The organism is Halomonas nitroreducens, from assembly GCF_003966155.1.
GTDB classification, from domain to species: Bacteria; Pseudomonadota; Gammaproteobacteria; order Pseudomonadales; family Halomonadaceae; genus Halomonas; species Halomonas nitroreducens.
In genome coordinates, this window is the sequence record NZ_RXNS01000006.1 from 117,071 (window position 1) to 131,270 (window position 14,200).

10 protein-coding genes are annotated in these 14,200 nt (G+C 55.8%); all 10 read right to left on the reverse strand.

Annotation, left to right across the window (positions count from 1 at the left end; genetic code table 11):
* Window positions 1-69: 69 nt before the first annotated feature.
* On the reverse strand, window positions 70-366 hold the full coding sequence (gene yidD, locus EKG36_RS08025) for a membrane protein insertion efficiency factor YidD (RefSeq protein ID WP_126483036.1): 297 nt from the start codon (window positions 364-366) through the stop codon (window positions 70-72).
* A 55-nt stretch (window positions 367-421) separates the two neighbouring features.
* A complete protein-coding gene (hisI, locus tag EKG36_RS08030) occupies window positions 422-871 on the reverse strand; it encodes a phosphoribosyl-AMP cyclohydrolase (protein WP_126482864.1) in 450 nt (149 codons plus the stop codon).
* 20 nt (window positions 872-891) lie between these two features.
* The gene (locus EKG36_RS08035; protein WP_126483038.1) at window positions 892-1,344 is read right to left on the reverse strand and encodes a Fur family transcriptional regulator; all 453 of its coding nucleotides are present in this window, start codon (window positions 1,342-1,344) and stop codon (window positions 892-894) included.
* 84 nt (window positions 1,345-1,428) lie between these two features.
* A complete protein-coding gene (locus tag EKG36_RS08040) occupies window positions 1,429-2,010 on the reverse strand; it encodes a hypothetical protein (RefSeq protein ID WP_126482866.1) in 582 nt (193 codons plus the stop codon).
* A 178-nt stretch (window positions 2,011-2,188) separates the two neighbouring features.
* A complete protein-coding gene (locus EKG36_RS08045) occupies window positions 2,189-3,178 on the reverse strand; it encodes an alpha-L-glutamate ligase-like protein (RefSeq protein WP_126482868.1) in 990 nt (329 codons plus the stop codon).
* A 4-nt stretch (window positions 3,179-3,182) separates the two neighbouring features.
* Window positions 3,183-4,694 carry an inactive transglutaminase family protein gene (locus EKG36_RS08050; protein ID WP_126482870.1) on the reverse strand — a complete coding sequence of 504 codons (1,512 nt, stop codon included), beginning with the start codon at window positions 4,692-4,694 and terminating at the stop codon, window positions 3,183-3,185.
* Window positions 4,695-4,711: 17 nt separating this feature from the next.
* Window positions 4,712-5,506, reverse strand: coding sequence for an ATP-dependent zinc protease family protein (locus EKG36_RS08055; protein ID WP_246007457.1), 795 nt, complete (start codon window positions 5,504-5,506; stop codon window positions 4,712-4,714).
* Between the two features lie 606 nt (window positions 5,507-6,112).
* The gene (locus EKG36_RS08060; protein WP_185827513.1) at window positions 6,113-8,572 is read right to left on the reverse strand and encodes a DEAD/DEAH box helicase family protein; all 2,460 of its coding nucleotides are present in this window, start codon (window positions 8,570-8,572) and stop codon (window positions 6,113-6,115) included.
* On the reverse strand, window positions 8,565-10,409 hold the full coding sequence (locus EKG36_RS08065; protein WP_221766059.1) for a site-specific DNA-methyltransferase: 1,845 nt from the start codon (window positions 10,407-10,409) through the stop codon (window positions 8,565-8,567). Before EKG36_RS08065 ends, EKG36_RS08060 begins: the two co-directional genes overlap by 8 nt.
* Window positions 10,410-11,357: 948 nt before the next feature.
* Window positions 11,358-14,198 carry a TrlF family AAA-like ATPase gene (locus EKG36_RS08070; protein ID WP_126482878.1) on the reverse strand — a complete coding sequence of 947 codons (2,841 nt, stop codon included), beginning with the start codon at window positions 14,196-14,198 and terminating at the stop codon, window positions 11,358-11,360.
* Window positions 14,199-14,200 lie beyond the last annotated feature (2 nt).

A 14,200-nucleotide genomic window follows, 5' to 3' on the forward strand; every position in this document is an offset into this window, starting at 1 on the left:
CGTGCCTCCGCAGGGTCGGGAAGAGGATCGTGGCCTCGCTCTGGCGTGGGGGGATAAAAGGGTTGCCCACTACGACTCCCGCTCTGAGTCCGCTCGGCCCGGCCCGGGGCGGCAGCGGAAGTGCTCGTCGAGGTCGGGGTCGTCGCGACACAGCGCCTCGCTGGGCCCACCCGGGACGGGGTCGAGCCCCCCGGCGCAGCCCGGGTGACAGCGCAGCAACCGGCGCAGGGCCAGCCAGCCGCCCCGGGCCGGGCCATGCACCCGAATGGCCTCGATGGCGTAGTGCGAGCAGCTCGGCCAGTAGCGGCAGCGCGGGCCGAGCAGGGGGCTCAGCACCAGCTGGTAGCCCCGCACCAGGCCGATCATCGCCCGGCCCGCCCAGCGTCTCACGCCGCGATCGTGCGGTGCCGACACGAGGGGCTCAGCGCGGCGTCCCGGCGCCGTAGAGGGTGGCGGGATCGACCAGGGGCGCGCTGGTCACACGCGCCTCGTCTCCCTCGAGGGCCACATAGAAGCAGCTGCGCCGCCCGCTGTGGCAGGCCGGTCCCGTCTGGTCGACCTGCAGCAGCAGGGTGTCACCATCGCAATCCAGGGCCGCGGCCCGCAGCCGCTGCTGCTGGCCGGACGACTCGCCCTTGCGCCACAGCCGGCCGCGCGAGCGCGACCAGTAGCAGACCCGGCCGGTCCGCAGGGTCTCGTCCAGGGCCTCGCGGTTCATCCAGGCCATCATCAGCACCTCGCCGCTGTCATGCTGCTGGGCGATGGCGGGAATCAGCCCGTCGGCATTGAAACGGATGGCGGCGAGGATCTCGGGCAGCGGGTGGCGGCTGTCGCGGGCGGCGCCTTCCAGCGCCTTGAAGGTATCGGACATGCGGTCTCCGGCAACGACGGTCAGAGGGCCTCGGCGGCCGAGCGACAGGTATCGCACTGGCCAAGCAGCTCGATGGTCTGGCGCTGGACGGCGAAGCCCAGTTCGCGGGCCCGCGCGCCCAGCTGCGCGTTGATGTCATCCAGGTGCAGCTCCTCGACGCGGCCACAGTCGCGGCAGATCAGCAACTGGAAGCCGTGAGCATGTTCGGGACAGGGGCAGGCGACATAGGCATTGAGCGACTCGATGCGGTGCACCAGCCCCTGGTCGATCAGAAACTCCAGGGCGCGATACACCGTCGGTGGGCGTGCCGCGGCATGCTCCGTGGCAAGGCGGTCCAGCAGGTCATAGGCCTTGAGGCCGCCGCGGGTGTCCGCGATCATCTGCAGCACCCGCTGACGGATGGGGGTGAAGCGCACGCCGCGGCGACGGCACTGTCGCTCGGCCTGGCGCATCAGGTCACGGGAATCGGTCATGCTGGCCATGCGGGTCTCGGGGTGAAGGCCATATTCTACGCGTCACGCCCGCAGGGAGCCAGCCACTGCGCCGCGCCGGCCCCCTCAGCCGGAGGGCTGGCCGGGCAGTCGCCTGGCCCCCGCCAGCCAGCCCCGGGGCCAGTCGCGGGAGGCCAGTCGGGCATCCTCGGCCTCCTGCCCGTCATACGCCGTCACCAGCTCGGCGAGGATGTGCCGCTCGGCCTGCTTCTGGGCAAGCAGGCCGAGCAGTAGCGGCTGCAGGCATGGGGTGGCATTGACCTCCTGCAGGTGCATCGCCACCCGGACCGCATACTCGGCCCAGGCTTCTGCGTGCTTCAGCACGGCCAGCGCCTGGCCTCGGCCGGTAATCAGGCAGATGGTCTTGCCGCTGCCCGCTCGCCCCGCGCGGTCAGGTCCCGCCGAGGACTCGCTGGCCGATGCCCCCGCTGCGAGATCGCGAGCTTGCCGGTGGATATCGCCCAGGCGCCGTTCGCACTCGATCCCCAGGGTGGCCATCAAGCGGCTGATACCGCGTCCGAAGGGCAGGAAGCCGAAGGCCAGGCGGCGATAGTGACCCATCTCCTGACGCTCTTGATCGCTGGCCAGGGCCAGGAGCTCATCGGGCAGCAGGGCGGCAGGTAACGCGGGGGAATGCGGGTGTGACATGAAGCGGCCTCCCATGGATGCGACGTTGTTGTTCTGGGAGGCAAGGGTAGAGGGCAGGGGAGCCGGACTCCTTGATAAAGATCAGGTTTACCCAACGAAGCTAGGGTACTACCTGGATTTAATGCCTGGGTATGAGATTTCTCATACCCAGGCAGGGTCACTCCTGCGGGAAGAGCATTCAGGCACTGGAGGCGGCCACGGGGGGCTCCTCGGTGCTGGCAAGCTCGCTGCGCCGGGCGAAGTGGCGCTGGGCGAAGGTCACCCGCTCCTCGGCGCCGATGCCCTCGGGCTGTTGCTCGATAAGGTCGAGCCGCTGGCGAAGCCCCTCGCCGTTGGCCATCTGGATCGCCAGGCCGGGGCGGGCATTGAGTTCGAGCAGCATGGGGCCATGGTCACGATCGAGTACCATGTCGGTGCCCAGATAGCCCAGCGAGGTCATCTCGTAGCAGCCCGCCGCCAGCAGCAGCAGGGTCCGCCAGTCCGGGATGCACAGGCTGGCCAGCTCATGACCGGTATCCGGATGGTCGTGCCGGGCCCGGTCGAACTGGACCCCGCGGATGGCCGTGCCGGTGGCGATATCGATGCCCACGCCCACCGCCCCCTGGTGAAGGTTGGCCTTGCCGTCCGAGGCGGCCGTGGACAGCCGCATCATCGCCATCACCGGGTAGCCCTTGAAGACGATGACCCGGATGTCGGGCACACCCTCGTAGGTGTACTCGCCGAAGGTCTCGTCGAAGTTGATCAGGGACTCGATCAGCGCCACATCGGGAGAGCCGCCCAGGGAATACAGGCCCGAGAGGATGTTGGAAACGTGCCGCTCCACGTCCTCGAGGGACAGCCGGCTGCCGCTGGGCTTGATGTAGTCGCCGCCATCGACCCGCTCGACGACCAGGATCCCCTTGCCGCCGCTGCCCTTGGCCGGCTTGATCACGAAGCCGGCATGTCCCGTGAGCATCTCGCGAATATGCTTGACGCCGAACTGGGTGGTCACCGTGCCGATCAGTGCCGGCGTGGTGATCGCATGCTGCTGGGCCAGCAGCTTGGTCTTCAGCTTGTCGTCGACCAGCGGATACAGGCGGCGGTCGTTGTAGCGACCGATATAGCGGATGTTGCGGCGATTCATGCCGATGATGCCCTTGGCCCTCAGGCGACCGGGAGAGGTCCACATGGCGTCAGTCCTCCGTGACCGGCTTGAAGCGGCGCAGCTCGAGCAGTCGATAGCCGGTATAGTTGCCCAGCAGCAGGATCAACGCCATCAGGATCAGCTGCACCCCGAGGAAGTTGAAGGTGATATGCCGGATCCAGGGATTGTTCATGGCCAGGTAGGCCAGCACCGCGGTCAGCAGGCTGCCGCCCCCCTGGATCAGCACCTCCTTGGGGCCTTCCTCCTCCCAGAGAATCGACATGCGCTCGATCGTCCAGGAGAGGATGATCATCGGGAAGAAGGTGATCTGCAGCCCCGCATTCAGCCCGAAGCGATAGGACAGCACCGAGAACAGCGAGATGATGGCGATGACCGTGATGATCACCGCCGTGACTCGCGCCACCAGCAAGAGGTTGAGGTAGGACAGGTAGTTGCGGATCACCAGGCCCACCGCCACGACCAGCAGGAAGCCGACCAGCCCGGTCACCAGGGTGGTCTGGATGAAGGCCAGGGCGATCAGCACCGGCATGAAGGTGCCCGAGGTCTTGATGCCCACCAGCACCCGCAGCAGGACCACCACCAGGGCGCCGATCGGCAGCAGCAGGATCGTCTGGAACAGCGCCTGTTCTTCCAGGGGCAGGCTGTGGATCGAGAAGTTCAGCAGCGTGTCCGAGCCCCTGGCCAGCTGGCTGCGCACGGCGGCAGCGGCGGGCTGGTTGCGTGACAGCATGGAGAAGGTCACCCGCGAGTTGGTGCCCCCCTGGACCTCCAGCACCGACTGGCCCGAGGCTTCCCACAGCAGCAGGTTGTCGGGCCGGCCCTGGGCACCGTCGACGGGATTGAACAGCGCCCGCTGGTCGCCGTCATAGACCTGGATCCAGGACGTCAGGCTCTGGCGGCGGCGGCCATGCTCGAGCATCAGGCCATTCACCTCACGGGCCGCCACGCCGGCCTGGTTGAGCAACCGCACCAGCAGCGGCACGCGATCGAACTGCGTCAGCAGCAGCCGGGTGTTCTCGCTCTGGCGCTCGTCGGTGAAATCGCTGATCAGCTCCCGGGTAAAGGTGAACGGATCGGCACTGCGCGACCAGGCGCGCTCGATGACCTCGCTGGCCGCGGTATCATAGGGACGCTCCCAGACTACCGCCGGCAGGGGCTCTGGCGTCGGCCGGTCGGCGTCCCGGGCCTGGGGCGCGACCAGCAGCTGGGCACTGTAGTAGAGCTGCTGGCTGCCGCGCGCCTCACGGACCGACCACTGGGCGCGCCGGCTGCCATTCTCCTCGAGGAAGGTCAGCCCATAGCCCGGCGAGGCCGTATGCTCGGTGAGGACGCGATAGCCGTCCTGGGTGGAAGGCAGGGCCATCTCCACCTTGGCGGGGCCGCCGTCGGCGCGAAAGTTGACCTGCGCCTCGATCTCCCACACCTGGCGCTGTTCGCCGGGCGTCCAGGGCACCTCGAACTCGACATGACGATGCACGCTCATGCCGATACCGATGACAAGCAGCAGGGCGACGACCAGATAGAAGGGCAGTCGGGACATTACGTCTTCCTTGGGGATCAGGGGGAGGCGGAGCCGGTGTCCTGCTCGGCCTCACCGTCGGATTCGTTGGCACCGTCTTCCGTTGCCGGGCCATTGTCGGGGTAGCTGGGACGCTCATGGATATGCTCCTGGGCCACGTCGACCACGGCGATATCCATCAGGAAGCGACGCCCCAGCAACACGGGGTAGTCCAGAGGAATGCGATCGGTCAGGGTGAACTCGACGGTCTCGCGAATCGATCCCAGGGTCATCAGCAGGCGGATGACCGGGCGCGACTGCTCGCCATTGGCCTGGACGATCCGCACGCGGCGCTCCACCGGCGCCTCGATCCAGTCATCGCGCACGGCGACGACGGCGCCGTCGTCGTCGTTCAGGCCCAGCTTGAAGCGCACCCAGTCCTCGCCGTCGCGTTCGAAGGCGGTGATCTCGGTGGCAGACAGCGACGAGGTCCTGGCGCCGGAATCGATGCGCGCCTCGAGATAGGTGCCGACACTGGGCAGGCCGATCCATTCCGTGCGCCCCAGCAAGGTCTTGTTGGCCAGGCGCTCATCGCTCGCCGGGCAGTCGGCGACCACCGGCGACTCGGCGGCGTCGGCGCTGAGGCCCGCGACGTCTTCGCGCAGTCCGCGCAGGACATGGCTCACATCGTGCACATCGCTGGTCAGCCGTTGCTGGTGCTGCTGTTGCTGCCGAACGAGGTTTTCCAGACGGGCATCACAGCGCGCCGACAGGGACGCCTCCAGGCGGTCGATTCGCGCCTCGAAGGCCGGCGTGGTCAGGGGCTCGGGAGGTGCCGGGCGATCCGTTGGCACGAGCGCACATCCCCCAAGCCACGTCAGTCCGAGAAGAGACAGCATCAACGGGGGGCGTAACGGCATGTCGGAAACGTCCTTTATGCAAAGCAGGGAATCGAGCGCCACGGCGCTCGAGCGAACACACGGATGCGGCGATGATAAGGAGACGACCCTTGGCTGTCCACGGCGAGCCGTCATGCCGGCCATCGGCCCAAGGCGAATGAGGGGGTAGTTGCGACACCTCGGAATTCGCCCACCCATAATTTAACATGTATGCACACCATATTATGTACATTCTTTTAAAAACAAAGGCTTACACTGAGATCATCGTCAACTGAGTGGTGGTCAAATTTCCTCCCAGCTAATGGAATACTCATCATGAGAAAACCATCAAATCGGTGAATCAGATCTTCTTTATCATTTCACACAAGCGACAAAAGGCGATTAGGTTGCAAGACATTTTTAAAGATGCTAATTAATATAAAATATCAATGAGTCGATTTTGCGGTCAGTTTTTTGCCACAGCCGCCCCAAGTCATTAACTTGGGTTGTGTGAAAAATGCACCGAAGAGATCTGCTCTTTGCAGATGTTTCTCCGGTGCAGTCTAATTAAAATAATATTAGCTACTGACCAAAGTCTTTCATCTGAGCCCATGACCCCGCAGCATCATTGACGTCATCCTCGCTCAGCAAAAGATATTTCCACTTCCCACTTACTTGCCCGCTATGATTGACTGTGTTAGACCATGTGCGAGCCGCTTTTTTCTTGGCAAGAACATCGGCAGACAGCATCTCCTTATTCATCTTTGTTTCAACAAGCCAGCAGGTGCGAACCCCGTCGATTTCTTCAATGACAACTAAGTCAGGATTGTATTCGCGTCCCTCCTGAGTCCATGTAATTGGGATGTCTCCTCTATGAAGTCGTGCCCACACCACAACATTCTCGTCTGCATCAATTGCTCCTGCGGCCTTATACTCCGGAGAGGAGTCAAACCAAGCATACTCGTAGGCTCCCTTCTGCCAGCCGTTGTAAGCCAGTGAGCGCTCGAAGGTATTCTCATGGTTCGGCTCGTGTCGGCGCCTGGCTTTACGAGGGGCTTTAAGCGTTGCTAGCCGCACTTCCTCACCGAATGTTACGCTTGTGCTAGCGAAGTCTCTTAGCTGATCAGTTACCTGGGCAGCAAGGCGTTTCGCGGCTCTCTCGAAGTAGGCAGAAAGATTTTGGGACGCTGAGCCACCCATGGCACCGATTACGGTATCTACAATGGAGCCTGCAGCACGGAGTTCGTTTGCTCTCTGCTCAACACCGCGAATTTTCATGACATGTTTGATAAGCCCATTCCGAGACGTCTCTAGTGGAGTATCTAGGAATAGGGCTTCTACTGTGTCTTCGGCCCTATGACCTCGAATCTTACCACTCTTAGACTTCAAGACTGTCCGGGTAAGAGTGTCCCCAGCTTCATGCGTCAGTGCTTTTCCTAGGTCCTCAAACGGCTTCATATCGTGAACTTGGTTTAGCGATATCGGCTGAGGTTGAGCTACTCTCTGAACATAGGGGATCTCGATCTGTTCACGAAAGGGGAGCGGCAAATGTGTTTGCTCCTCATGGGGTATGTCGACAGTACGATCTTCTGTCTCCTTCAGCCTTTCCTCAAGTGACCTGATCTTATCCTGGCTATCTGTGCGCTGCTCTTCGGTAGTCGCTGAGGGTGTCTCTTTAAAATGAAAAGAACTTTCCGCTTCGAAGGTTTTCTTACGTGCAACCTTCGTGCCTTCTCCAGTCGTACGTATCTCCGTGAGGATTCGATGATCGATCATCTGCTGTGTTAGGGTATTTCTCTTTGCGAGCAATGCCTCGTATCGCTCGTGAGCTAGGACCTCGACTGTATCGAGCATCTGCTCGCCAGTGTATGAACCATAGGGGAGACGCATGCCGCGTCCAAGCGTCTGCTCAGTGAGCACCTCTGAAACGGACGCTCGCATTGAGGCGATAACATAGACGTTTTTTACATCCCACCCTTCTTTCAGCATTCCGATAGACAAGATGATTCGGACAGGAGAGTCGGGATCTTCCACAGCATCTAGGTCTGCCAGGGCCTTCTCTTTCTCCTCACCTGTCAACTGTGAGTGGACGAGAAGAGTTTTACCGATCCATTTACCATCATCGAAGGCCTCGGAATCAAGAATGTCACGATAGGCTTTTGCGTCGTCAATCGTCTGTGCAATTACAAGCATGACCGGCCTGACTGGAATTCTACCATTCTCGGCCGCCCACGCTTCACTCATGCGCTCCTTATGGTGGAGTAATGTGACTCCATCGAGCAACTTGGTTCGATCATCACTACGGTCATCTTTCCTAGCCACGAGTACAGGCATCTTGACGTACTCGTCTTCAATTGCCTGAGCAAGCGGATAGCGATATACAACCAACTCCTCGTCTGCTGAGGCTGGCGTCGCAGTTACACCTACTACCACTTCCGGCTTGAGGTTCTTGATCGTTCTGGAAAACGCAGGGCCTCGGTAGCAGTGATGCTCATCAGCCAGAATCACCAAGTCATGCAAGTTGCCAAGCCACTCGTACAGGGATGCCCCAAGGAACTCTTGGTAGTCATGGGTCTCTCTGCCGTCCCCCGTCTGGGAGGTAAGAGCTTGGACAGTAAATATGTATATCTTGGTACGAGATGTGTTCTTTATCGCCGCAGCAACAGATGGGGAGTTAAAGTTTTCAGCAGTTACAATGACAGGCTCTGACCGCATTGTTCCTGTGATTGACTTATAATCACCCGGCGTAAAGTTCCGGATAGTTTTGTCACGAATTGTGCGACCCGGAGTAAGAATAAGAAAGTTCCTGGCAGGATTGTCTATGCCTGCAAGGTATTCGATGAGTCCGGCTAAAATGTAAGTCTTTCCAACGCCTGTAGCTGAGTCAACGACGCATTCGAAAGGACCTGCTTTGTTCTCAACATCATAGTGTTGGCTCATCATAAAGGCGACCGATTCCACAGCTTGAGCGTTCGGCTCGCGTAGATCGACACGATGGCGTATTTCCGCAAGGAGGTTGCTATCGACGGTCAATTTACTCATACGCCTTCTCCTTCTGGAAAGGACTTCCATTTGTGGCCTTACGGCGGTATCGGTCAAGCACTGAGTCAGGAATAGCCTCAAGTCGAGAGCCTGGGCGCTCAGTTCGAAGAAGATCGGACGCCACATCATCGTACTGCGTGGCCCATACCTCAACTATGTATCCATCCTGCAATTGGTCTAGGATAGAGAGGATTGTTGATTCTCCAACATGTCCGTCAATGACGATATATCGTGTTTTACCCCTAGATGCAGCAAAAATACCATCTGGTTGATACCAAACTTCTAGCTGAGCACACATAGCTTCTGCTAGTGCTCCGCGTGTTGCCCAGTCTGCGAGAAGGACTATTTCCTCAACCTGCTCGAACATTGACGGCCCTACCTCAAGGTGAGTAAAACTTCCTCCGCCATGCCATAACTTGGTTGTTTTGTTACGAGTTTTAGTGCGTTTGTAGAGTGCGGACTTCGCAGTTTTACCAATATCAACTGGGGCTCCGTCGGGGGCGAACTTCTTGAGAAGTCGGAGTAGCTCTTTCGATTCGTCCTTATCTAAGGGAGAATCTCCGTTCTTCTGAGCGGTTCGGGTCATTTTCGCAAGCTCTGTCGCAAACTGCACTTCGATGGAGTCGTCTGCCTCAGATATCTTGTTCAGAAGTTTGTTAAATTCCTGGGCCTGTTCAGGCGTAATGTCTTTGGGAAGCTCAACACCTTCAGCCTCAACTCGAATTGTCTCAGTGGTGATGCCGCCCGAATCATCTCCTTGTACCACGCGTGTAAGCCGTGATTTGGTAAATGCCTCAACTGTCTCTGAAAGTAGCTCAGAAGTGACCCAGCGACGGCCCATTTTGTGAGCTACCGCTGCAGTTGTGCCTGATCCCCCATAGCAGTCGAGAACTATATCTCCAGGCGAAGATCCAATCTGAAGGATGCGCTGAAGTAGCTTCTCGGGCTTGGGTGTTGCGAACGAAGCATCTTCAGGGAATAGGCGACGCATCTCGTTCTTAGAAGTACGGTTGCTACCAACGTCAGCATGTCGCCAAAGTGTTCTAGGAGTCATGCCTGTGACTTCAGAGAGATAGCGCTTTATACTCGGTCGAGCACTCTTGTCTGGACCCCAAAAAATCCTATTTTCAGCGTCTAATTCCCAGAACTTATCTTCACTAACTCGCCAGAAGCGTCCCTTAGGCGGTTTGAATGTTCTACCTGTGGGCCCAGTGATTTCGTAAAGGCCGAGGCTGTACGGTTTGTTTGCATACGGGTCGCCGGGATACCAGCGACCTCGGTGATCATTGTCTGGGTTTGTATAAATAGCATCAAATGCTGCGCTGCGTGGAAGCCGATTTGGGCGCCATGCTTTCTTATTACGAGCGTAGACAAGAATAGTGTCTGTATCCTTGCTCAGATATCTTGCGGAGTTATTAGGGGAATCAGCCTTTTCCCACATCACTTCTGCGATGAAGTTGTCTGCACCCATCTCCTCGTCAAGGACGACTCGGCAGCGGTGGACTTCTTTATCGTCAAGGTGCACCCATATAGAACCGTCATTCGTGAGAAGTGGCTTAATTTGCCGAATTCGGTCTCTGAGCATCGTGAGCCAGATAGAATGCTCTATGCTGTCCTCGTAATGAAGGAAAGTCTGCTCGGTGTTAAATGGGGGATCTATGTAGACAAGTCTGATCTTGCCCAAATACTTTTCAGCGTATTCAGGCACCTTGGCTAGCGCATCGAGTACGTGCATGGAATCGCCCGTGATGAGCAGATTATCGTTCGTCGGCTCTGGGAGTTCCTTCGGACGATCATAAGGCGTAGGAGCTTCTATTCTTGCGACTTCGTGAAGCAACCTGATTTCGGAGACGCGATAATCGGACGGTTGTACGAATGTGTAGTCGTACTGCCCGTCACCTGTCGAAAGGAGAGTCTTGTCCTTGTCTGTCCAGGTTAGTTCGAGCCGTCCTGTATGCTTATTGCCCATAGTGCTCCGTTTCCCTGTGTTACGTAGGCCTAATCTGGCTGTGTATCTTACCTGTCTCGTACCCTGCGTGTCCTCCGCCGCTATAGCAATCGCCAGGCAATCGTCCTGGAGCCCCTGCCGCTCGCTACAGCATCAGGCGGCTAGGCGGTTGCCTAGCACGGTGATCAGCCTCATCAAGCCTTGGTTGACCGGAGCTCGGACTTGTACCCTTCACAGATATCCTTGGGGAGGGGCTTGGCCCGTTCTTCATGCTAGGCCGGGCCCGATCCTACCAGCCCTTGCTAGAAGCGATCAGGTCATGCTGACGTATCATTCCAGATGCCGTAGTCTTGCCTTTGAAGGTGTCTATGAATAGGGCGGCCTGCGCTAGGAGGTCGGTAGGTACGATGCTCACAGCCTGTTCAGCTTTGGCGAGGCTCTTCACGCTGCAAACCCGGGATAGCAGCATCGACCGACTCAAGGGCTGTTTGATGTCGAGCGAGATACGGCTAGGGAGATCTTGAGGCGGATCGTGGATGGCACAATTTCTCAGTATCGTATGGACAATACGGTAGGGCGGCTGGTGAAGAAGTAGCCTGATAAGCTTAAGAAGAGACGGGAAAAGATGATGAATAAAAAGAATTCACCACTAAATCGGCTGCGGGGAAGTGTGGTCGATTATAAGGGACCATTTGAGCCAGTCGAAGAGGGCTCTTGGGAAGCCCTTAATCCGCCAAACCGTAACATCACTGAAAAAATGAAAGCCGAAAAGAATAATAAGCGCCCTCATAGAGGGCGCAATAATCACTCGGACTAAACTATCCCTTATCAGGAAGCTTAAACCTTCCTACCAAGCCTTTGATATCGACGTTCAAACGCCTCCTTTCCTCCCTCCATTATCTGGCAAACCTCATCTCTCATACGTGTGTCTTGCAAAGATCCGATGTTTTTAATGAAGCACTGGTTGTTAAAGTCAAGAACGTGTATAAGCTCCGCATCCCCATTAACGACTACATTAGGGTTGTGTGTTACAACAATAAGCTGTCGATGAAGCTTGTTAGAACGAATCTGCTGTACCACTAAGTCATATATCAAGTGGTTGTCTAAATCATCTTCAGGCTGATCGAGAACTAAGGGTTCATCTCCGTGGGCTAGTAGAAACGCAAGCATGGCAGCTGCCCGCTGTCCTGCTGAAGCTTGACCAATAGATTGAAAGTCACGACCATCACCTTTACGGCTATACTCTACCTTCAACCCATCTTCTGGAAACCAGCAAAGGATATGATCGATTAGTTCAGGGCGCTTCTCTGATTCTGACTTAAGGAATTTATTAAACCATCCCCCAAACTCAGGCTCCCCTCGAGCTGCATTAATTAACCGATTTTTGACAGTTTGAATGGCCGCCTCTATTTTTTCGACACCTTGGTCATCAGCATTGTTTTGATCAATGCTGGACATTATATCTGAAACCAGTCCTTTTTTGGGACTGCCATCAGAGGGTTCTTGATAAATATCCTCTGCATATTTCCCATCGGATATTCCAAGCATGTCTCTTAGAGACCGCTCAATAACGTATGGATCATTGCCATAAGGAACTAGCTCTATTTTTACGTATGGATTACCTTCGAGAGTAGAGCTTAGAAAATTATGCCTTATCTCACTTTTTGACCTTCTGGCACACTTAACCCCTTCGTACTGCGTTTTCACTTCTCCAAGAACTTGATCGTGCTCTTTTTGGAGTGACTCTAAGCGTAGAGCTTCTTGTTGAATTTTCTGCTTTTCTTCAACTAAGCGCCCATGTTCACTAGGATCATTAACACCTTGTTGCTGCAAATCTTCTTTAAGTTTTTCATATGCTGAAACTGTGTCATTAGCATTTGTTGACCATGGCGAAGCTTTCAACTCTGTTACCAGTGCATGACTTTGCTGTTCAAGCTGTGATGCTATTTGATTAATTTCAGTGCGTGAGCTAGATATCTTATCATGTAGTGCCCTTATTGATTGCAATGCTGCCGCATCATCTGGATCTTGAAATATTCCATCAGGAATATCAGCAGGGACCAGCTCCTCAGACATCTGCTTCAATCTTTTGATGATTGTGTCTGCTGACTGGAATTGTCGATTCAACTCCTGCCGTTTTTGAATTACTACATGATATTTGTTTAGAAGGGAAGCATGGTCAGTTCCTTTAAACTTCGCCAACTTCGCCTCAACATCTTGTAGACTTATAGATAGCGCGTCACGCCCTTTAAGCTTTGTTTGAATTTCACGCAGCTTGCTTAGGGTGACGAAGAATGAGTGTTTTGAGTTCTCAATCTCAGATGTTGTCTCAGCGGTCCCAGCAGCATCATCAATAACTTTCAATAATGACTCTTGACTATCTCCAGCTAATGCAGCAATTTGGCCTTGGCTGAAAAGCCTAATAGGGAAACGCTGTTCATTCACGAGTTGGCTGCCAGAATCTTCAAAGCTGCCAGTGACATCATTCCATTCACTGACTCTGTTGCTGGTCCCATTTTTCTCCCATCTTAAGCAGTGCAAATCCCCATGCCGATTAATATTGACGTCGATGCGCGTTTCATCCCGCAGTCCACCTATGTCGTTTCGGTTCTTTGCTACCTTACTGAAACGATCAAATGTATGTGAAGCATCAGAGTTATCGGGTAGCTCGTGAGTCCGGTTGTAAGCTAATCTCAATGCATGGATTATCGTAGACTTTCCTGTTCCTCGCCCGCCAACAAGAGCGTTAAAATATGGGCTTAACTCAATTTTACTAGGTTTTCCTCGCCCCATAAAGCGAGCGCCAGCTACTTTGATAGACTCAATAAAATGATCAGGTTTTTCGAACGGAGAAAAATTGTTGTCGTCGCTACGCCAGACAGAGACACCTTGCCCATCCAAAAGAGATAAACGAAGTCCATCTATACTAGGCTTAGCCATTTTGATCCACGTGAATCGGGAGCCAGGAGTAGCTTTTCCTCTGAAAGAATGGCAATCGCTTCCAGCTACATATGCAAACTGAGGTGAGAGCTCATCAAGCAACTGGGGGAGTGCAGAATGCCTGTCACACTGCTCTAGTGCCAGTAAACCTGGTACTTGTAGGACCTGGCGGATTGTATTGGAATCTAAGCGGGAGCGACGAGTTCCTGGCTCTACCTGCAATAATCCCTTAGCGCTATCGACATGTGCTGGAATGGCTATGGCACCTACAGAAATTACTTTTTCAACTACTGTGGCAGCGCCATCTCTGGTGACTCCATCGCTATCGCCGTATGTTCCATCATAATCCACTCTAGAAAGTAAGTCATTAATCGTATGACTACTTTTTGATGGGTCAAAAATTGCTAATAGGTGGATACCATTTTGAACTGAAATCTCGACTCCAGGAAATAGGTGTAGCTCACGAAACCCGTCTGGAGGGTTTCCTTGATCAGCTAGCCCTTTCATCTGTGCATAAGAGGTTTTTAGCTTATCAATCCACTCACCACTGTTATGGTCAGTCACTGCTACACAGTCTACCTCAGCAGCCATATACTTTAGCAGCCACATTTCAGGCGTAAGCTCTTCAGGTGTCCCTATAGCTGCCTGCCATGCACTAGTATCTTTGGATGCTGGTGTATGCGTATGGAAGTCAAACTTCCACCACCGTGCCCCAGGATAAGTCCATTGTTCGGTCATAT